Here is a 19,744-nt window from a genome sequence, read left to right as displayed (position 1 = left end):
TTCGCATCACGGTGAACGGCAGGTTCATGGCGGCGGCCCAGTTCGAAGGAGATCGGTTTTCGAATACGTTGTAGCCATAAAGCTTTACGGCTACAACGTATCCGTAAAGCGCTGAGACTGTCAACGCTCCGATCCGACCGGAAGTGCAACCACCGACGTCCTTACGAAACGTAAATTTCGAAGTACGAAGCGTGACTTCGGAATGGCGCAAAAGGCCGTGAAAGCTACTGGCGCGGGCGTACCGACGAGCTGATGCTCAGCGCCACGTCGCGTTGCGGGTCGCCGACCATGGACTTCGGGTTGACGATGCGGTCGAACTGGTCCGCGTCGACTCCCGAGGCCATGGCGGCTTCCCGCAGGGTTGTTCCCTCGTCGTCGGCTTTGTGGGCGATCGCTGACGCCTTGTCGTAGCCGATGACGGGAGACAGCGCCGTGACGAGCATGAGAGAAGCGCCGACGAATCGGTCGATCTGGTCCCGGTCGAGTTCGGTTCCCTCGACGCTGTAGAGACGGAGTTTGTCGCTGGCGTCGCCGAGAATGGTGGCGCAATGGAGAACGTTGCTGATGATGATCGGGCGCATGGCGTTGAGCTCGAAGTTGCCCTGCGCTCCGGCCGCGGCAACGATGCCGTCCTCGCCGAGCACCTGCAGGCAGACCATGATCATCGCTTCCTGCTGAGTGGGATTGACCTTTCCGGGCATGATCGACGACCCGGGCTCGTTCGCCGGGAGCTTGAGTTCGTGCAAGCCGGCCCGAGGGCCGGACGCCAGCCACCGCATGTCGTTCGCCACCTTCATCACGGCGACGGCAATACTGCGCAGACCGGCGGAAACGGCGACCATCGCGTCCAGGGAACCTTGAACGGCGAACTTGGACGGTGCGGTCCGCAGTGGCTCACCGGTCAGTTCGGCGAGCTCGGCGGCGATCTCCTCGGCGAAACCACTCGGGGCGTTGAGCCCGGTGCCGACCGCGGTGCCACCGGCCGCGAGGTCGTACATGCCCGAGAGGGCGTGCTCGAGGCGGTCGGCTGCCTGGCGGACCTGGACGGCCCAGCCCGACCATTCCTGGCCGACGGTCAGCGGCGTGGCGTCCTGCAGGTGGGTGCGGCCGGTCTTGACGACGTCGACCCACCTCTCCGCCTTGGCCATGATCGCGTCCGCGAGGGCGCGTACCTGCAGCAGGGTGTCGCCCCGGACCTTGAGCAGGGTGGCGATGTGCATGGCGGTGGGGAAGGTGTCGTTGGACGACTGCCCCATGTTGACGTGGTCGTTGGGGTGCACCGGCGACCTGGTGCCGAGCTCACCACCGAGCAGCTGGCTGGCGCGATTGGCGAGGACCTCGTTGACGTTCATGTTCGACTGGGTGCCCGAGCCGGTCTGCCAGACGTACAGGGGAAACTGCCCGTCGAGCCGGCCGGAGATCGTTTCGTCGGCCGCCTGGACAATGGCGTCCTTGCGGGCGGTGTCGAGGCGCCCGGCAGCGTGGTTCACCACCGCCGCGGCCTTCTTGACGTAGCCGTAGGCGTGATAGACGGCCTTGGGCATGTGGTCGTCGCCGATGGAGAAGTGGATCAGGGAGCGCTGGGTCTGTGCACCCCAGTAGTGGGTCGCGGGGACCTCGATCGATCCCATCGAGTCGGTCTCGATGCGCGTACCGGTGGCTCCCGTGCCGATGGCCACGTCGCGCAGGGCCAGCTGCTGGTCGGCCTTCTTCTTGTCCCGTGGTGACATGGTCTAGGCCTCCGCATCCGGGTAGGCGGCCTGCCACATGGCGTCCTGGACGGCCTGGGTGAGATCGTCGTGCGCCCGGGTGGCGACGCCGTCGCGTGCCGCGGCCTGCGCGACAGCGAACGCGGCGATGGCGGAGGAGGCCCGGAGGTTCTGCACCGGTGGCAGCAGTGAGGCACCGGGCGGCGTGGGATCGACCTGGGAGGCGACCGCCTCGGCCGCAGCGAGCAGCATGCCGTCGGTGATGTGGGTGGCGCCGGACACGATCGCGCCCAGCCCGAGTCCCGGATAGAGCAGCGAGTTGTTGGCCTGCCCGATGGTGTAGGTGACACCGTCGTGGTCGTGAGGATCGGTGGGGATGCCCACCGCGACCAGTGCCTTGCCGCCGGACCAGTCGATGGCGTCCTGGGGCATGACTTCGATGCGTTCGGTCGGGTTGGACAACGGCAGCAGGATCGGCCGCTCCACGCCCGTGCACAACGCCCGGACGACCTCTTCGGTGAACGCGCCGTGCACCGTCGAGGTGCCGATGAGGATGGTCGGCTTGACCTCCTCGATGACGGTGAGCAGGTCGATGCTCCCGTTTGTCCTCTTCCAGCCGCGTACCTCGTCGGCCGCACGGGCGTAGGCCCGCTGGTAGCCGGGCAGGTCCACCATGTCGTCGACGACCAGACCGTGTTTGTCGATGAGCCAGACCCGGTCCTTGGCCTGCTCCTCGGACAGTCCGTCGCGGACCATGCCCGCTGCGAGCTGGTCGGCCATGCCCGTTCCGGCCGTTCCCGCGCCGAAGACCACAAGACGTTGCTCCGCGAAGGTCTGCCGGGTCACCTTCATGCCTGACAGGACCGAAGCCACGACGATGGCGCCGGTGCCCTGCATGTCATCGTTGAAGATCCGGTAGTCACCGCGGTACCGATCGAGGATGCGCCGTGCGTTCTCGGGGCCGAAGTCCTCGAAGTGCAGGATGGCGTTGGGAAACAGCTCCGCCGCGATCCGCAGGTATTCGGCGATGAATCTGTCGTAGCGCTGGCCGGACACCCGCGAGTGGCGATTACCCAGATAGGTGGGGTCGTTGAGCAGCGATGCGTTGTTGGTGCCGCAGTCGAGGCTCACGGCGATGACGCGCCCGGGGTTGATGCCGGCGGCGGCGGTGTAGACGGCGAGTTTGCCCACCGAGATCTCCACACCGTTGACGCCCCAGTCCCCGATACCCAGGATCTCCTCCGCGTCGGTGCACACGATCAGATCGACGTCATCGGCGCCGAGCCCGAACGACTCGAGCGAGACCCTGATGTCCTCGACGTGGTCGATGGAGAGGAAGGCCGCCTGGGCGACGCGGTAGTCCCGGCTCCATTCCTTGATGGCCTGCCCGACCGTGGGGTCGTACACGACGGGCAGCAGCTCGGCGAGATGGTCGGCGAGAACCTTGAAGTACAGGGTCTGGTTACGGTCGTGGAGAAGGTCGAGGTAGATGAACTGGGCGATGGGGGTGTCGATGCGTGACAACTGCTCGTAGCAGCGGGACGCCTGTTGGTCGAGGGTCTCGGTGACCGCCGGCAGCCGGCCGGTGAGACCGAGCCGGCGACGTTGCTCGTAGTCGAACGCTGTACCGCGACTTCGGAGCGGATCACTCAGGACCGTCCGTGCGCGATCCCCGGATTGCTTGCTCATCTGATTCCCTGTCGTCAGCGAGTCCTGCGGGCGGCGTGCGGGGGAGGGGCCTAAGGGGTGATGAGGGTCTCGGGCTCCATGTCGTAGGAGCTCTGGACCTGGTCCGGCCGGGTGCCCAGGCCGTCAGTGGTCTTCTTGTCCCACGGCGCCATGATGAGGTTCTTGGTTTCCTCGATCATTTCTTTCGGCTCGAGGTTGCGGTACGTGTCGATCTCGCCGGCCGCGACCGCGGTCATGGTCGCGTAGACCGGCTCCGGGTCGTACTGGGCGCGGGGGAACGCGAGCTTGTCGTAATCGAAGAGCCGATCGGCCGGATCGTCCTCCCAGCTGTGGTAGGTCTGGAAGATCCGGTCGTTGAAACCGGTGAGGAACGGCCCGGGGTTCACCGTCGCGACCTCGACCCCGAACTCCTGCAGCTCGAGCTTCATGGTCTCGGCGATGGCTTCGACGGCATGCTTGGAAGCGGCGTAGATGCCGGTGAACGGATTGACGTTCAGTCCCTCACGGGACGAGACCCACACGATGCGGCCGGCACCGCGCCGGGCCATCTGCTTGGCGATGCCCTGAGTGAGAAGCAGCGGACCGGTGACATTGACTTCCCACTCGTTGCGGATGTTGGCGGCAGGGATGTCGACGGTCGACCCGCCCTCACCGATGCCGGCGTTGTTGACCAGGATCTCCACTCCCCAGCCGAGGGCTTTACGGCGATCGCCCTCGTTGGTGACGTCCAGCTTCTCGACCTGGAGTTTCACGCCGCGCTCGTGCGCCTGACGCTTGAGCGTCTGGATCTGGCCGTAGATCTCGACGGTGGCGATCACGTCGAAACCCTTCTCGGCGAGCCGCAGGGCGACTTCGTGACCGAATCCGGTTCCTGCGCCGGTGATCAGCACCTTGTTCATCCGCACGGGGAAGTCCTTTCCTAGGGGCGCGACCTGACGGTGATGCCGTGCCGAATGGTGGCGAAGAATGGAATTTCCCCGGCAGCCGGTCACTGTTCGGTGGTGACGGGCAGCGTGCCGTGCCCTTCTGCCGCCGACCGGTCGTATGCTGTTCCTGGCCACCGCGGGGCTGCCTACGATCCGTGAGTAGATCGGCCATTTCATATGCCGGAAGGGTGTCTACGGTCGGTTTGGCCGCGAAGGGTTCGTTTGTGGTGTCGAGGGGTTCCTGGCAATGACGCTAGAGGACCGTGGCCGAGCGGGAAACAAGCAACTTCGCACGATGGGTGTGTAGATTTGCACAAGCGCCGAGGTGCGACATGAGTCCCGAAGCCGAAGGCCGGGACGTGCGGGCGGACGACCTCCGCTTCCTGGCCGTGGTCGCGGAAACGGGTCGCCTGACGGCGGCAGCGCGCACCCTCGGGGTCGACCACACCACCGTCTCACGCCGATTACGAGCGCTGGAGCTGGCCCTCGGCGCCCGGCTGCTCGACCGCAGGCAGGACGGCTGGGAACTGACCACGACCGGGCGGGCGGTGGTCGAACACGCCAGGGCCGTCCGGGACGCGGTCATCCTGGCCACCAGCGCCGCATCCGGCCGGGAAGCCGACGCGCTGGTCGGCACCATCCGCGTCACGGCCCCGGACGCTTTCGGCACCCTGTTCGTGGTCCCGGCGATAGCCCGTGTGCGGGCTCGCCATCCCGGCCTCAACGTCGAGCTGATAACAGGGGCACGCGAACTGATCCTGCGCGATTCTAATTTTGATCTCGCCATTACCATCGGTGGCCCCCAGGGCAGCACATTGTTCACCGAAAGACTGTGCGAGTACGACAGCGGGTTCTACGGCAGCGACGCCTATCTGGACAAACATGGCGACCCGGCGTCGCTCGAAGAACTGAATGCACACGCGTTGGTCTTCTTCGTGGATTCCCTGCAGCGGGTGCGCGAACTGGACATCGAACGGTACGTGTCGAAGCCCCTGATTCGATTCAGCTCGACGAACATCTTTGCGCAGCTCGAAGCGGTACGCCGCGGTGTAGGCATCGGGTTCCTGTCGAAATTTGTGGCCGACACGGCATCCGGCATCCGGCTTGTGACTGCGTACGTGCCGCCTGCCCGCGTCCAGGTCACCCTCGCGGCGCGTCGGGAGGCGATGCGCCGCAAGGAGGTGCTGGTGCTGCGCGAAGCTCTCCACCAGGAGGTTCGGAACCGCCGTGACGAGCTGATCTGGGCGACCTGAGGCTCACAGATTCGACGCCACGAGCTTGAGTGACCTCATGAAGGCGCAGGTGATCGGTGTCGGGTTGGGTCTCGTGAGCCCGAGCACCATGGGGTGGGGCCGGTCCGGGTCGGCAACCGGGATCGCCCGGATGCCTCCGGGCAGGAGCACGGCCGCGATTGCCGCCGGCACGACCGCGAGTCCCAGACCCGCGGCGACAAAACCCAGTCGCTCAGGCCAGTGCCGCACCATGTACGCGATCTCCGGGTCGGTCGCGCCCGCCCAGGGGCCGAACTGCGCGTCCCCCGTACCGCTGCCGCCGACTATCCAGGACTGACAGGACAGATCGTCGAGGGTCAGGCTGTCGCGGTCCGACAATGGATGTCCGGGTGGCACTGCGACGAGCAGCTGCCCTTCGAGGATCGGGGAGCAGAGTAATCCGTCGAGGGACTGACCGAAGTCCGGCTGGTAGGCGACGACCGCCACGTCGAGGTGCCCGTCCCGCAGGTGACGGATCTGGTCGGCAGAACTTCCTTCCCTGATGCGTACGGTGGCGGAGGGATGCTCGGCGCGCATGTGGACCACAGCGCGGGGTACGAGCAGAACCTGTCCGGTCGGGAACGCGCCCACCGTGACCGTCCCGGTGACCAGGCCCAGCATGGCGTCGATCTCCGCGACAGCGGTCTCGGCACCGTGCAACAGCGCAAGGGCGTGCCGGACCAGAACAGCGCCCGCGGGTGTGGGCTGTACGCCGCGTGGATGGCGCTCGAACAACGCCGTGCCGGCGGCTTTCTCCATCGCCGCCAGCTGCCGAGAAATTCCGGACTGGGTGTACCCCAGCGTGGCCGCCGCCGCGGATATCGACCCGGACGCGGCAACCTGCGAGATGACGCGTAGCCCGGTGAAAGTCAGGTCGTTCATGAGTCTCGTCGATCAAACATGCCGGTTGCGCATGGCGGGCTTGCGCGATCGGCGCTACTGGCCGGCGGCGCCGCCTGCCAGTCTCGGGAGCATGACCGAAACGGTGCAGAAGCTGACTTCATTCGACCTCCTTCGCCCCGCGATCCACCCGCTCGCGCAGGGCTTCTTCCAGTGGTGTGTGGTCACGCCGGACCTCGATGCCAAGTGCGCGGAACTCGAGAAGCTGTACGGCCCGGCCGGCTTTTGGATCATGGAGAACGCCCCGCTGCTGAACGTGACGTACCGGGGCAAGCAGATCGACCTTCGGGTGGACCTGGCCCTGGGCTACATCGGCGACACCAACATCGAAGTTGTCCGCCCTCGTCCCGACGGCGACGACAACCTGTACAGCGAGTTCCTCGAGGAGCGTCCGGAGGGCGGGTTCCACCACCTCGGTTTCCAGGTCTACGACTTCGAGGCGGCGGCCGAAAGCCTGACCGAGAGCCACGGCGCCGCCGTGCAGAGCGGAGACTTCGGCGTCGACGGCACTGTCTTCGCCTACTTCGACACCACCGCGGTGACAGGCCTCTACACGGAGATTCTGTATTTCGACGCCGGTGTCACCGGATCGATGGCCCGGCTGCGCGCAGGAAATCCCCCGCAGGTCTGACACGATCGGCCTCTGCCGCCGGTTGACGTGCGGCGGAGCCGGCCCTCCGTCGGAACGTTCTTCGCAACGATCAGTCATCGCCGTCCACACCGGAGGAGCAGGCCCCGGCCTCACGCCGGGGAGCCAAGGCCAAATTATGGCTACACCGTAGCCATATATGCATGGCGGGCGCAAGGTGTCAGGGGCGCTGGGCGGGGTACTGCGGGCTCACCTGATCAGGCGGGAGCCGACCATGTCACGAGGTGTCCGGGCCACGGCCGTCCTGCGGGCCGGGTGGGGGCTCACGCTGCTGCTGGTACCCGGCCGGCTGGCGCCCGGGGTGGTCCCGGCCGGTGTCGTCCCGGCGGCGCGGGTACTCGGTGTCCGGCACGTGGTGCAGGCCGCGGCGAGCGTCGTCGCGCCCACCGGCACCGTCGCGGTCCTCGGCATTGTCGTCGACGCTGTGCACACCGGCAGTTGTCTCGTACTGGCTGCGGCCGCACCTCGCTGGCGCCGCGCCGCGCTGCTGGACGCGGTGATCGAGGGCGGTCTGACCGCGGCCGCGTGGGGCGCGATCCGGGCCGCCCGGCGAGGATGAACGGCCCCGGTCGAACCCGTGGGTGGCCTGCTCAGGAGTGCGGGCAGGTGTCGCGGTATTCGGAGATCGCCGTGCTGACCCGGGGGGCCGGGCAGAGGAACTGGTCGTAGCGCAGGTCGTCGTCGATGAAACGCTTGAGCCAGGCGATGCTGTACTTCGCGATGGTGGTGTTCGAGCTGTTCGGCGCGAAGTGGCTGGCGTTGTTCAGCTCCAGGTACGCCTTGTTCAGCGTCGACGGCAGGCTGCTGTAGAAGCGTTCCGAGTGCGACGCCACCGGGGCGACGCTGTCGTTCTCGGCGCCGATGACCATCGTGGGCACGGTGACCCCGGGCCACAACTTGGTCAGGTTCCACGGCGTCAGCGGGATGGCTGCCTGCAGCGCCGGGCGGTCGTCGGCGGCCTCGAGGGTGCCGCCGCCGCCCATGGAGTGACCCATGACGCCCAGCCGCGAGCTGTCGATGCGGGTCCGGACCGTGCTGCGCTGGGTCAGGTAGTCCAGCGCGGCCAGCAACTGCCGGCCCCGGCTGGCCGGCTGATCCGAGGTGGTCAGCGTGTCGATGTTGAAGACCACGAAGCCCTGCGAGGCGATCCGCGGCGCGAGCCAGGCCATGCTCGATTTGCGGGCGGTGTAGCCGGGTGCGATCGCCACGGCGCCGAAGGTCCCAGCGGTCGTGCTGGTCGGGTAGTAGATGTCCCCGCCGCCGAAGCCGCTCGCGCTCAGCGACGACACGCTGGTCTGCGAGACCGCGAACGATCCGCGGGTCGCCTCGATGCTGGTGGTGGTCGGGGACGGGCCCCGCTCGAACGGGTTGGTCGCGGCGTCGGCGCTCGGGACCAGGGCGATGCTGCCCGCGGTCAGCGCGGCGGCGAGGGCCGCGCCCGCGACGGTCCGGCCCCGGAACAACCGGTTACGCCCCGTCGCCGTGGTCCTGCGGTGTCCCCGGACAGTGGCAGCGGGGGTCACGTCAGCTTCTGGCGTCACCAAAGCCTCCATTTTTCCCTGTGAAATGCGGTGACCGGAAATAGTCACGACAAGCATCAGATGCGTTCGGACGATAGCCAGCGGTATTCGCGCGGCACCAGATCCGTGACGAGCCTGAGACGGCTGTCGCACGTTCTGAGCAGGGGCTGGACCGTGCGAAGGGGGCGAATCGGAGAACGGGTCGAGCCGGTGATCAAACGCCGGGAAATGGACGACAAGGGAGCCGGCAAAACTGTCCGGACGGACAATACGAATGCGCCGGAATTCGGAGGTCCGCAGCCATGGTCATATCGCAAAATGAGGGAATGCCCGCCTGCCCCGTGAAGCGCTCGGGGGCGCCACGGTGAGCCCGCGGCGGGTGATCAGCCACGAGACCGTCGTCCGCGGCGCCATCCGGTACTTCCTGGAGCACGGGACCGTCGACGTCGACGAGCTCGCCCCGATTCTGGCCGTCAGCCGGGCGACGCTCTACCGGGTGGCCGGTAGCCGGGAACTGCTGCTCGGCCACGTGCTGTGGGCGCTGTGCGAGATCCGGCTGGACGCGGCGCGCCGCGCCCGTACCGTGGACGGCATCGAGGGTGTCCTCGAGGTGACCCGCCACTTCGGCGCGGGCCTGGCCGATGCCAAGGGCCTGATCACCTTCGTGACCACCGAGCCCGAGCTGGCCGGCCGGGTGCTGTCCTCACCCACCGGGGTCGTTCATCCGCGGGTGGTCGCCGCCCAGAAGGAGATCTTCCTGGAGGCGGGCTGCGGCGCCGGACCGGGCCCGGCCGTCGACCTGGACCGGCTGGCCTACCTCTACACGCGGATGGTCGAGGTGGCCGCCTACTCCGAGCTGCAGTACCCGGGACGGCCCGACCGCGGGCCGGTGGAGCAGGCGCTGCGGGCGTTGCTCACCGAGGCCTGGCCCGGCGGCTGACCTGAGCCTAAGGTGGCCGGATGCGCATCACGGTGCTGGGCGGGGCCGGTGCCTGGCCCGAACCGACGGCCGGCTGCAGCGGCTACGTCATCGAGCACGAGGACTTCATCCTGGTCGTCGACCCGGGCTATGCGACCCTGCTGCCGTTGCTGGCGTACTGCCCGGCCGCCGCCGTCGATGCGGTGGTGGTGACGCACGGGCATCCCGACCACTGTGCCGACCTGCATCCGTTGCTGCGAGCCAGGGCGCTGCCGCGGGAACCACTTCCGCCGTTGCCTTGCTACGCGCCGGCCGGGGCCCTCGACGCGGTCCTGGCCCTGGACGAGCCGGAGCTGCTCGACGGCGCGTACTCGTTGCACGAACTGTCGCAGGCCCACCGGTTGGTGATCGGTCCGTTCACCATCGACACCGCCTGGCTGCCGCATTTTCTGCCGAACGCTGGGCTTCGGATCACCGCCGGCCGGACGACCGTGGTCTACACCGGCGACAGCGGCCCGTCCCCGGATTTCGCCGGGTTCGCCGTCGGCGCGGATCTGTTGATCGCCGAGTCGACGTATGCCACCGAGGTGCCCGCCAGGCAGGCCGGCTTCCTGTCCACGGCGGTCGACGCCGCCGCGCTGGCGACGCGGGCCGAGGCCGGGACACTGTGGCTCACCCATCTCTGGCCGGGCAGCAGCCCGGCAGCCCATCTCGAGGCTGCCGCACGCGGGTACGCAGGCCCGACCGCCGTCGCGCGCCCCGGCCTGGCCTGGACGTCGCCTGTCGAACCTCGATGAGGTTGTCGGCCGGATGCGAATTACGGTGCCAGAACATGTGCCCGCCGGCACCGTGCTGATTGCCTGCCGGAGGCGACGCTCATGCCCCTTGATTTGATGATTGATTTTCTTGCCTGCTCACTGCCCATTCAGGTGGTCGGCCATTGGTCACGACGCAGCAGTGCTCATTCTTGTGGACCGCAATCGTGGTGATTTTCTCCATCTTGTGTTTTTTATTCGGTACCTCCACAGTGGCGTGACGTTGCGCCACTCAAGATCGTCACTGCGACAGCGAACGCCTTCTCGGCGGCCGGTCGCCGGGGCGCCGCTTCCAGGAGGCCGTTTGTGCTCGACTCTTCGCCAGGCAACCCGCCGACACTGCCGGAATTGTTCGCCGCGCAGGTCGAGCACGGTGCGAGCGAAGTCGCCGTGGTCGGCGACGACGCCTCGCTGTCCTTCGCGGAGCTGGACGAGCGGTCCAACCGGCTGGCCCGGCTGCTGATCGATCAGGGAGTCGGCCCCGAGGTCGTGGTGGCGCTGCGGATGAGCCGGTCCGTCGACTTCGTGGTGGCGGCCCTCGCGGTGGTCAAAGCCGGCGGGGCGTACGTGCCGGTGGACGTGGCTTATCCGGCCGCGCGCGCCGAGTTCATGATGGCCGACGCGCGGGCCCGGTGCGTGGTGACGACGACCAGCGCCGCATCGCCGGGTTCTTCCGCGATCCCTCAGGTGGTCCTCGACGACCCGAAGGTCGTCGACGAGCTGGCCGGCCTCGACGGGCACGCTGTCCGCGACGCCGACCGCCACGAGGAGCTGCTGCCGGACCACGCCGCCTACCTCATCTTCACCTCGGGTTCGACCGGTGTGCCCAAGGGCGTCGTGGTGACCCATCGCAGCGCGCAGAACCTCGTCCGGGCCCAGGCGCAGATCCTCGGGCTGGGTCCCGGGCGCCGGCGGCTGCAGTTCGCGTCGGTCAGTTTCGACGCCTCGGTGTCCGAGGTGTGGACGACGCTGCTGTCCGGTGCGGCCCTGGTCGTGGCCGACGCCTCGCGGCTGGTGCCCGGTCCCGCGCTGGTCGACCTCGTCCGGAGCCGGGGCGTCACCCACGTGACGCTGCCGCCGTCGCTGCTGTCCGCGGTGGAGGACGCCGGGGGTCTGCCGGATGCGGTGACGCTCGTCGTGGCCGGTGAGGCGTGTCCGCCCGCCGTGGCGGCCCGGTGGTGCCGCGATCGGCGCATGCTCAACGCGTACGGGCCGACGGAGGCCACGGTTGCGGCGACCGTGAGTGATCCGTTGACCGGTGACGGCACACCGCCGATCGGGCGGCCCCTGCCCAACGTACGGGTGTACGTGCTGGACGAGCTCCTGCGGGAACAGCCGGTCGGTGTCCCCGGTGAGCTGTACCTCGCCGGTGCCGGGCTGGCCCGCGGATATGCCGGGCGGACCGCGCTGACCGCCCAGCGTTTTGTCGCCGACCCGTTCGGCACGCCCGGAGAACGGATGTACCGCACCGGTGACGTGGTGCGCAGGCGCGCCGACGGTCAGCTGGAGTACCAGGGCCGCGCCGACGACCAGGTCAAGATCCGGGGCGTACGGGTGGAGCCGGGCGAGATCGAGTCGGCGCTGATGGGTCTGGCCGGTGTGGACCAGGCCGTCGTCGTCGCGCACGGCGACGGGGCCGATCGCCGTCTGGTCGCCTACGTCGTGGCCGATGCCGATGGCCCGGACGCCGCCGGTCTGCGCCGGAACCTGGCCGCGGTGGTGCCCGACCATCTGGTGCCCTCGGTGTTCACGATGCTCGACTCGATGCCCGTCACGGTGAACGGCAAGGTCGACCGCAAAGCCCTGCCGGATCCGGCCGGCGATGCGGGCGTCCGCGATTTTGTGCCGCCGGTCGGAGCGGTCGAGCAGACGCTGGCGCGGCTCTGGGAGGACGTGCTCGGCGTTCCCCGCGTCGGTCGCACCGACGAGTTCTACCGCCTCGGCGGCCACTCGCTGCTGGCGACGCAGCTGGTGAACCGCGTCCGGACGGCGATGAACGTCGAACTGCCGGTCCGGGACCTCTTCGAGACCTCGACTCTGGCCGATCTCGCCCGGCGGGTGTCGGTGCTGAAGTCCGGTACGCGGCCGGTGCTGCGGCGCCAGGTGCGTGCGGCGACGGTGCCGTTGTCCTACCCGCAGCAGCAGATGTGGCTGACCGCGCAGTTGCGCGGCGGCGACGGGGCGTACCACATCCCGGTGGTCGTCCGCCTGTCCGACGGTCTCGACGAGGCGGCGCTGCGTGCTGCGATCACCGACATCGTCCGGCGGCACGAGCCGTTGCGTACCCGCTTCCCGGTGCTGGAAGGACAGCCGCGACAGCAGGTCGTGCCGATGGCCGACCTCGGCGAGCTGCTCGTGCGCGAGCCGGTCGCAGCCGGCGATCGGGAGGACACCGTACGGCGGGTCGTCCGCGAAGGCTTCGACCTGACGACCCAGATCCCCTTGCGGGCACGCCTGCTGGAGTTCGGACCGGACGACTTCGTGCTGGTCCTGGTCCTGCACCACATCACCGCCGACGGCGCCTCCATGGAACCGCTGATGCGCGACCTCCAGGAGGCCTACGAGCGGCGGCGCGCGGGTCGCCCACCGCAGTGGACCGAGCTCCCGGTGCAGTACGCCGACTTCGCCGTGTGGCAGCGGGAACTGGTGCGGCTCGCCCGGCCCCAGATCGCTTACTGGCGGGACCTTCTGGCCGATGCCCCCCACGAGCTGGCGCTGCCGGTTGACCGCGGCCGGCCGGCCGAGCCGACGTACCGTGGCCGGTCGGTGCCGATCAGCGTCCCGGCGGAGGTGCACGAGCAGATCGCGGCGACGGCGCGGCGCCACGGCGCCACTGTTTTCATGGTCCTGCAGTCGGCCGTGGCCGCGTTGCTCTCCCGGCTCGGAGCCGGCACCGACGTCCCGCTCGGGTGGCCGGTGTCCGGCCGGGTCGACGAGGCCCTGGAAGATCTGGTCGGCTTTTTCGTCAACACCCTGGTGCTGCGGGCCGACCTCACCGGCGACCCGTCCTTCGACGAGCTCATCGGGCGGGTCCGCGAGCAGGACCTGCTGGCTTTCGGTCATCAGGACGTGCCGTTCGAGAGCGTCGTCGAGGAGCTGAACCCACCCCGCGTGCCCGGCCGGCATCCCCTGTTCCAGGTCATGGTCGCCTCGCAGGTCGGCCGGTCGGCGCGCTTCGGCCTCGCCGGCGTGCGCTCGGAGCGGATGGGCGTGGGGTCCGGATCGGCGAAGTTCGACCTCAGCGTTCAGTTCGTGGAGTTCCTCGATGAGTCCGGCCGGCCGTCCGGCCTCGGCGGTGAGGTGATGTACGCCTGCGACCTGTTCGACCACGACACCGTCGAGCGGATGGTCGGCATGCTCGGCCGTCTGCTGGCCGAGGCGGTCGCGCAGCCCGGCCTGCCGATCGGCCGGTTGCCGGTGATGAGCGGGGAGGAACGGCTCGCCGTCGAGGCGGCGAGCACCGGAGACGTCCGCGACTGGGCGGCGCGACCCTGGCCGCATCAGCTCGTCGAGCAACACGCCCGCCGGAACCCGGACGCGATCGCCGTACGGTTCGAGGGTGTGGACCTGCCGTACGGGGAGTTGAACCGCCGTGCGAACCAGCTCGCGCATCACCTCATCGAGCTCGGTGCAGGGCGCGAGACGCTGGTGGGCATCAGCATGGAACGCGGCTTCGACCTGGTCGTGGGTGTCCTCGCGATCTGGAAGACCGGAGGTGCGTTCGTCCCGCTCGACCCCGACCTGCCGGCCGCCCGCCTGACGTCGATGATCGGTGACGCCGCGGTCGGTGTTGTCCTCACCCACCGGGCCACCCAGGACCGGCTGGCCGCTCACGACGATCTGCTGCTGTGCGTCGACGGACCGGACACCGACCTCGCGGCACGTCCCTCGCACGATCCCGGGGTGCCGGTCGACGGCGAGGACGCCGTGTACGCGATCTACACCTCCGGGTCGACCGGCACCCCGAAGGGCGTGGTGAACGTCCGCGCGGCCATCCGCAACCGGCTGACGTGGATGAACGAGCGGTTCGGCGCCGGAACTGACGGCCGGGTGCTGCAGAAGTCGCCGTTCACCTTCGACACCTCGGTCTGGGAGCTGTTCTGGGCGCTGACGAACGGGGCGACGCTGGTCATGGCCCGGCCCGACGGGCACCGCGACCCGCGCTACCTGGTGGACCTCATCCAGCGGGAGCAGGTCACGCTCGTCGACTTCGTCCCGTCGATGCTCGAGATGTTCCTGCGGGAGCCCGACGCCGCGCGCTGCACCAGCCTGCGCCACGTCATCGCCGGTGGGGAGACGCTGACGCGCAGCTTGCGGAGCCGCTTCGCCGAGGCACTGCCTCAGACCGAGATCTACAACCTGTACGGCCCGACCGAAGCCGCCATCGGCGTGACGAGCTGGCTGTGCCGCGACGACGACGACAGTCGCAGCGCGCCGATCGGCGTCCCGATCGCCAACGCCCGGGTCTACGTGCTCGGTCCCGACCTCGGCCACGTGCCGCCCGGTATGCCGGGTGAGATCTACATCGCCGCACGTCCGCTCGCCCGCGGTTATCTGAACCGGGCCGACCTGACCGCGCAGCGGTTCGTCGCCGACCCGTTCGTGGCGGGGGAGCGGATGTACCGCACCGGTGACCGCGCCCGCCGGCGCCCCGACGGGGCGATCGAGTTCCTCGGCCGTGACGACGAACAGGTCAAGATCCGCGGTGTCCGGGTGGAGCTGGGCGAGGTCGAGGCGGCGCTGCTCGGACTGCACGGGGTGGAACAGGCCGTGGTGACGGTGCACGGCGACGGCGTGGACAAGCGGCTCGTGGCGTACGTCGTCGGCTTCGATCCCGACCCGGTGCGGCTGCGCCGGCAGATGCCCGCGGTGGTGCCGGCGCACCTGGTGCCGTCGGCGTTCGTGGCCATGGACGCCTTCCCGGTGACGGTGAACGGCAAGGTGGACCGTCGTCAGCTGCCGGACCCGGGCGTGGTGGACACCGACCGGGCGTACGAGGCGCCGGCCGGGCCGATCGAGGAGTCCCTGGCCGGGCTGTGGCAGGAACTGCTGTCCGTGGCGAGGGTGGGTCGCGACGACAACTTCTTCGCGCTCGGTGGCCACTCGCTGCTAGCGATGCAGATGGTCAACGAGATCCGGTCGCTGCTGCGCGTCGAACTGCCGTTCCGGACGGTCTTCGAGAGCTCGACGCTCGCCGACCTGGCTGCCCGCATCGGCGACCTGCCGCTGTTGCCGGACGCCGACTCCCAGGCCTCGCCCGAGGACCGGATGCGCGTCCTGGTCGCTCAGGCGCTGGGCGTCGACGAGGTGGCCGCCGAGGACAACCTCTTCGACCTCGGCGGTGGCCGCGAGACGGTCGAGGCGCTCACGCGGGCCATCGAGGCCGAGTTCGGGATGACCGTCAACCCGCTCGTGGTCTCCGCCGTGCCGACCGCCAAGGACCTGGCCGGGTGGCTCGCCGCCGAGCCCGAAGAGGCAACCCTCGACGTGGTGGTGCCGCTGCGGCCGGGCACCACCCCGGAGTCGCTGTTCTGCATCCATCCCCTGGGCGGGTTGAGCTGGCTCTACTACCCGCTGGTCAACGCGATCCCGTCGGCCGTCGGCGTGTACGGCGTCCAGGCTCGCGGACTGGGACCGGGCGAGGAACTGCCGACGACGATGACGGCGATGGCTGCCGACTACGTCCAGCAGATCCGCCTGGTCCAGCCCGAAGGGCCGTACCACCTGCTGGGTCTGAGCACCGGCGGGGAGATCGCCCACGAGATGGGCGTGCAGTTGCAGCGCGGTGGCGAGGAGGTCGCCCTGATCGCGATGCTCGATGCCCGTCCGACACCGCAGCGCCCGGCGACGCAGGTCGAGCGGCTGAACGCGGTCGCGCACCACTTCGACCTCAACGTCCCGGCCGAGGAACGTCCCCACCTCACCGGCGACATCCTCTACGAGCAGCTCCGGCAGCGTCAGGGGCCGTACTCGTTCCTGATGCGCCAGAAGGGCCGGGCCACGGTGGACTTCTACGAAAACATGATCAAGGTCGCCGACGGCCACAAGTTCTCGGTCTTCGACGGTGACGTGCTCTTCATCGAGGCGATCGCGGCACGGCCGGAAGAGCACTACTTCGCACCGATGTGGCACCCGTACGTCTCCGGCGCCGTCGACGTCATGGCCCTGGACTACAAGCACCGGCAACTCGCCCGGGCCGAGGTGCTGCAGCTGATCGGCGCCCGGGTGGCCGAGCACCTACGTCTCACTCCCACGGAAGGTCCGACGGCATGAGCAACCCGTTCGAACGCGAGGACATCAGCTACTTCGTGCTGGTCAACGACGAAGGACAGCACTCGCTGTGGCCGGAGGTGATCGATGTGCCGGCCGGCTGGCGTACCGTGTCGGGCCCGGAGAGCCGCGAGGATTGCCTGGCCTACATCGAGAGGTCGTGGTGGGACATCCGGCCGGCGAGCCTGATCACCCGCATGGCCTCGGCGCAGAACGGATGAGGGCCGCAGCCGTGCACTCCAACCTGATCTTCCTCTGGGGCACCCCCCGGTCGATGTCGACGGCATTCCTGCGGATGATGCTGGAACGCGGGGACCACGAGGTCTTCCACGAACCGTTCTCGAGCATCGTCGTCCAGGGCCGGACCGCCGTCGGCGACTACACCGCGACCAGCCACGACGAGCTGCTGAAACTGCTCGAGGAACGGGCCGGCGACCACCCGGTCTTCGTCAAGGAGACCACCGAGTACGACTACCTCACGACCGGCGGCGACCGCATTCCGGAGGTCGGGCGGCACACGTTCATCATCCGCGATCCGCGCCGGGTGATCCCGTCGCACTACGCGATGAACCCGGACATGGCCTGCGGCGAGATCGGGTACGGCCATCAGGTCGAGATGGCACGAAGGGTCCGCGAGACGACCGGTGTGCGGCCGTACGTGGTCGAGGCCGAGGAGCTGCTGACCGACGCACCAGGTGCGGTCGAGCGCTACTGCCGCCACCTCGGCATACCTTTTCTGGAGTCGTCACTGTCCTGGCAGCCCGGAGACCAGCAGGTCTGGAGCCGCACCTCGCAGTGGCACCGCGATGCGGCCGGCAGCTCCCACTTCATCCGCGCCGAGCGCACCTACGAGTCCACGGTGGACAACAACCGGTTCCTGTACGACTGCTACTGGCACCACCGGCCGGACTACCACGTGTTGCGCAAGTGGGCACGCTCTCACGCCGTCAGCGCGGCGTAGAAACCGTCGATCAAGATCAGGCTGTCGTGGGTGCCGGCCTCCAGGATCCGGCCGCCCCGCATGACGACGATCTGGTCGGCGTTGCGGATGGTCGACAGCCGGTGGGCGATGGTCACCGTCGTACGCCCGCGGGCCAGTTCTTCCAGGGCGCGCTGGACAGCCCGCTCGGTCGTGTTGTCCAGGGCGCTGGTCGCCTCGTCCAGCACCAGGATCGGCGGATTGCGCAGCAGCGTCCGGGCGATGGCGATCCGCTGCTTCTCCCCGCCGGAGAACCGGTGGCCGCGCGAGCCCACGACGGTGTCGTAACCCTCGGGAAGAGCGACGATGACGTCGTGGACCTGGGCGGCTCGCGCGGCCCACTCGATCTGCTCATCGGTGGCGTCGGGTCGCGCGTACCGCAGGTTCTCCCGGACCGAGGCGTGCAGCAGATAGGTCTCCTGGCCGACCATGCCGATCACACCGACCAGTTCGTTGAGCCGTAGCGCGCGCAGGTCGAAGCCGTCGACGGTGATCCGGCCCTCGGTCGGGTCGTAGAGCCGCACGATCAGCGAGGCCACCGTGCTCTTGCCCGAGCCGGTCTCGCCCACCAGCGCGATCGAGGACCCGGGCGGCACGTTCAGGGTGATGCCGCTGATGGCGGGCTCCACGCTGCCGGGGTAGGTGAAACTCACGTCGTCGAAACGCAGGTGGCCGCGTACCGGCAGGGGCAACCGGACCGGCAGGACCGGGTCGTCGACCTCGACCGGCAGATCCAGGTATTCGAAGACGCGCGCGAACAGCGCCGTCGAGCTGGCCAGCGAGACACCGACGTCGAGCAGGCCCATCATCGGCTGAAACAGCCGGGACTGCAGGCTGGTGAAGGCGACGATCGTGCCGATGGTCAGCTTGCCGGCGGACGGCGGCAGACCGGCGCTCAGATAGATGATCGCCGGGATCGCAGCGAAGATGATGTTCATGGTGGCGCCCCGCCAGCGACCGGTCAGCTGTGCACGCAGCTGCAGATCGACCAGGCGGGCCGACGAGCCGGCGAAGCGATCGATCAGTGCCGGGCCCGTCCCCATGATCTTGCTGAGTTGCACACCGCTGATCGACAGGCTCTCCTCGATGATGACGTTGAGGTCGGCGAGCTCGCGCTGACGCTGCGCGGTGATCTCCTTGCGCATCCGCGCGACCCGGCGGGCCAGCAGCAGCGCGGGCGGCAGCACGATCAGGGACACGAGGAAGAGCTGCCAGGACAGCACGAGCATGGCCACCGCCGTGGCGACGGCCGTCGTCAGGTTCGACGCGATCGACGTGGCCGTCGAGGTGACAACCGCCTGCATGCCGCCGATGTCGTTGGTGATCCGTGACTGGATCTCCCCGGCGCGGGTGCGGGTGAAGAACGCCACCGACTGACGGTGCAGATGGGTGAAGACATCCACCCGCAGCTGGTGCATGACCCGCTGACCGATGGCCGTGGCGATCCAGGTCTGGGTGATGCCGAACACCGCGGTCATCACGGCGACCGCGATCAGGCCGACGACGAGCCAGGTCAGCAGCTCGAGGTCCTGGGCCGGAAGCGCCCGGTCGATGATCGCGCGCAGCAGAAAAGGCGTGGCCATGCCGACCAGCGACGAGGCGACGATGATGGCGATGACCGCGGTCAGCCGGGGCCAATGCGGTTTGAGCAGGCCGCCGACGCGGCGCAGGGAGACCTCGGGCGGCTTCTTCTTGTCGTCAGTGGAACCCTCCAAGACTGCGGACCCCTCCTCGAACGACTGGCGTAGAGGCTACGGTCCGGGTCCGGCAGAACCGCGGCGCTATCGATAAATGTGAAATTGTCGGATCGAGTGCACAAAATCAGGCCGGCGAAGATTTGCCGTTGTCGTCGCCTGGACTCCGCGCGTTCTACAGATCAACACAGCTGGCCCTTCCGGTCGACTTTTCACCTCCTTGCAGAACGACGCCGACCTCATCGTGACCGGGCGCTGCGGCCGGCCGACCCGGACCCGTCGAAGCTGCCGTTACCCCGCCGGCCAGGCTTGCCGTCCCGGCCGACCACGTCGCCGCGGCGCTGGGGGAGGTGCTGTTCCGCCGGCATCCCGGCCGGCGAGAACGGCATCCGGATCCCTTAGC

14 protein-coding genes are annotated in these 19,744 nt (G+C 68.6%); 8 read left to right on the top strand and 6 right to left on the bottom strand.

What is annotated here, in order from left to right; all coding sequences use genetic code 11:
• Positions 1 to 224: 224 nt before the first annotated feature.
• The 3 genes from AFR_RS29405 to AFR_RS29395 are packed head-to-tail and all read right to left on the bottom strand — an operon-like array spanning position 225 to position 4,297.
• A complete protein-coding gene (locus AFR_RS29405) occupies positions 225 to 1,730 on the bottom strand; it encodes a class II fumarate hydratase (RefSeq protein ID WP_023560455.1) in 1,506 nt (501 codons plus the stop codon).
• A 3-nt stretch (positions 1,731 to 1,733) separates the two neighbouring features.
• The gene (locus AFR_RS29400) at positions 1,734 to 3,398 is read right to left on the bottom strand and encodes an NAD-dependent malic enzyme (RefSeq protein ID WP_023560454.1); all 1,665 of its coding nucleotides are present in this window, start codon (positions 3,396 to 3,398) and stop codon (positions 1,734 to 1,736) included.
• Between the two features lie 50 nt (positions 3,399 to 3,448).
• On the bottom strand, positions 3,449 to 4,297 hold the full coding sequence (locus AFR_RS29395; RefSeq protein ID WP_023560453.1) for an SDR family oxidoreductase: 849 nt from the start codon (positions 4,295 to 4,297) through the stop codon (positions 3,449 to 3,451).
• A gap of 359 nt (positions 4,298 to 4,656) precedes the next feature.
• Between AFR_RS29395 and AFR_RS29390 the strand changes: the two genes are divergently transcribed.
• Positions 4,657 to 5,577, top strand: coding sequence for a LysR family transcriptional regulator (locus tag AFR_RS29390; protein ID WP_023560452.1), 921 nt, complete (start codon positions 4,657 to 4,659; stop codon positions 5,575 to 5,577).
• Between the two features lie 3 nt (positions 5,578 to 5,580).
• Here AFR_RS29390 and AFR_RS29385 read toward each other — a convergent pair whose 3' ends face one another.
• Complete coding sequence (locus AFR_RS29385; protein WP_023560451.1) at positions 5,581 to 6,477, bottom strand: LysR family transcriptional regulator; 897 nt, start codon at positions 6,475 to 6,477, stop codon at positions 5,581 to 5,583.
• Positions 6,478 to 6,568: 91 nt separating this feature from the next.
• Between AFR_RS29385 and AFR_RS45415 the strand changes: the two genes are divergently transcribed.
• On the top strand, positions 6,569 to 7,126 hold the full coding sequence (locus AFR_RS45415; RefSeq protein ID WP_023560450.1) for a VOC family protein: 558 nt from the start codon (positions 6,569 to 6,571) through the stop codon (positions 7,124 to 7,126).
• Positions 7,127 to 7,358: 232 nt separating this feature from the next.
• Positions 7,359 to 7,703 carry a hypothetical protein gene (locus AFR_RS29375; RefSeq protein WP_023560449.1) on the top strand — a complete coding sequence of 115 codons (345 nt, stop codon included), beginning with the start codon at positions 7,359 to 7,361 and terminating at the stop codon, positions 7,701 to 7,703.
• A gap of 31 nt (positions 7,704 to 7,734) precedes the next feature.
• Here AFR_RS29375 and bdeA read toward each other — a convergent pair whose 3' ends face one another.
• Complete coding sequence (bdeA, locus tag AFR_RS29370; protein WP_023560448.1) at positions 7,735 to 8,607, bottom strand: bis(hydroxyethyl) terephthalate hydrolase; 873 nt, start codon at positions 8,605 to 8,607, stop codon at positions 7,735 to 7,737.
• Positions 8,608 to 9,028: 421 nt separating this feature from the next.
• Here bdeA and AFR_RS29365 point away from each other — a divergent pair, with 421 nt between their 5' ends.
• The 5 genes from AFR_RS29365 to AFR_RS29345 all read left to right on the top strand — a co-directional run bounded on the left by AFR_RS29365 (position 9,029) and on the right by AFR_RS29345 (position 17,629).
• On the top strand, positions 9,029 to 9,604 hold the full coding sequence (locus tag AFR_RS29365; protein WP_202963961.1) for a QsdR family transcriptional regulator: 576 nt from the start codon (positions 9,029 to 9,031) through the stop codon (positions 9,602 to 9,604).
• A 20-nt stretch (positions 9,605 to 9,624) separates the two neighbouring features.
• The gene (locus tag AFR_RS29360) at positions 9,625 to 10,380 is read left to right on the top strand and encodes an MBL fold metallo-hydrolase (RefSeq protein WP_023560446.1); all 756 of its coding nucleotides are present in this window, start codon (positions 9,625 to 9,627) and stop codon (positions 10,378 to 10,380) included.
• Between the two features lie 324 nt (positions 10,381 to 10,704).
• Positions 10,705 to 16,671 (top strand): non-ribosomal peptide synthetase, encoded by a 5,967-nt coding sequence (locus AFR_RS29355; RefSeq protein WP_023560445.1) that lies wholly within the window; start codon positions 10,705 to 10,707, stop codon positions 16,669 to 16,671.
• Positions 16,668 to 16,889 carry an MbtH family protein gene (locus AFR_RS29350; protein ID WP_023560444.1) on the top strand — a complete coding sequence of 74 codons (222 nt, stop codon included), beginning with the start codon at positions 16,668 to 16,670 and terminating at the stop codon, positions 16,887 to 16,889. Before AFR_RS29355 ends, AFR_RS29350 begins: the two co-directional genes overlap by 4 nt.
• Complete coding sequence (locus AFR_RS29345; RefSeq protein ID WP_148308090.1) at positions 16,886 to 17,629, top strand: sulfotransferase-like domain-containing protein; 744 nt, start codon at positions 16,886 to 16,888, stop codon at positions 17,627 to 17,629. Before AFR_RS29350 ends, AFR_RS29345 begins: the two co-directional genes overlap by 4 nt.
• Here AFR_RS29345 and AFR_RS29340 read toward each other — a convergent pair.
• Complete coding sequence (locus AFR_RS29340) at positions 17,608 to 19,362, bottom strand: ABC transporter ATP-binding protein (RefSeq protein ID WP_023560442.1); 1,755 nt, start codon at positions 19,360 to 19,362, stop codon at positions 17,608 to 17,610. The two genes, AFR_RS29345 and AFR_RS29340, sit on opposite strands and share 22 nt — an antisense overlap.
• Positions 19,363 to 19,744 lie beyond the last annotated feature (382 nt).

The organism is Amorphoplanes friuliensis DSM 7358, from assembly GCF_000494755.1.
Taxonomy (GTDB): Bacteria; Actinomycetota; Actinomycetes; order Mycobacteriales; family Micromonosporaceae; genus Actinoplanes; species Actinoplanes friuliensis.
Note: the sequence above shows the minus strand (reverse complement) of the source record. Positions and strands in the feature narration are given on the sequence as shown.

Excerpts from the sequence above, each read along its gene's own strand:
- AFR_RS29390 (WP_023560452.1), top strand. The coding sequence starts at position 4,657 with ATGAGTCCCGAAGCCGAAGGCCGGGACGTGCGGGCGGACGACCTCCGC.
- AFR_RS29405 (WP_023560455.1), bottom strand. The coding sequence starts at position 1,730 with ATGTCACCACGGGACAAGAAGAAGGCCGACCAGCAGCTGGCCCTGCGC.
- AFR_RS29385 (WP_023560451.1), bottom strand. The coding sequence starts at position 6,477 with ATGAACGACCTGACTTTCACCGGGCTACGCGTCATCTCGCAGGTTGCC.
- AFR_RS29360 (WP_023560446.1), top strand. The coding sequence starts at position 9,625 with ATGCGCATCACGGTGCTGGGCGGGGCCGGTGCCTGGCCCGAACCGACG.
- AFR_RS29350 (WP_023560444.1), top strand. The coding sequence starts at position 16,668 with ATGAGCAACCCGTTCGAACGCGAGGACATCAGCTACTTCGTGCTGGTC.
- AFR_RS45415 (WP_023560450.1), top strand. The coding sequence starts at position 6,569 with ATGACCGAAACGGTGCAGAAGCTGACTTCATTCGACCTCCTTCGCCCC.
- AFR_RS29395 (WP_023560453.1), bottom strand. The coding sequence starts at position 4,297 with ATGAACAAGGTGCTGATCACCGGCGCAGGAACCGGATTCGGTCACGAA.
- AFR_RS29400 (WP_023560454.1), bottom strand. The coding sequence starts at position 3,398 with ATGAGCAAGCAATCCGGGGATCGCGCACGGACGGTCCTGAGTGATCCG.
- AFR_RS29375 (WP_023560449.1), top strand. The coding sequence starts at position 7,359 with ATGTCACGAGGTGTCCGGGCCACGGCCGTCCTGCGGGCCGGGTGGGGG.
- AFR_RS29345 (WP_148308090.1), top strand. The coding sequence starts at position 16,886 with ATGAGGGCCGCAGCCGTGCACTCCAACCTGATCTTCCTCTGGGGCACC.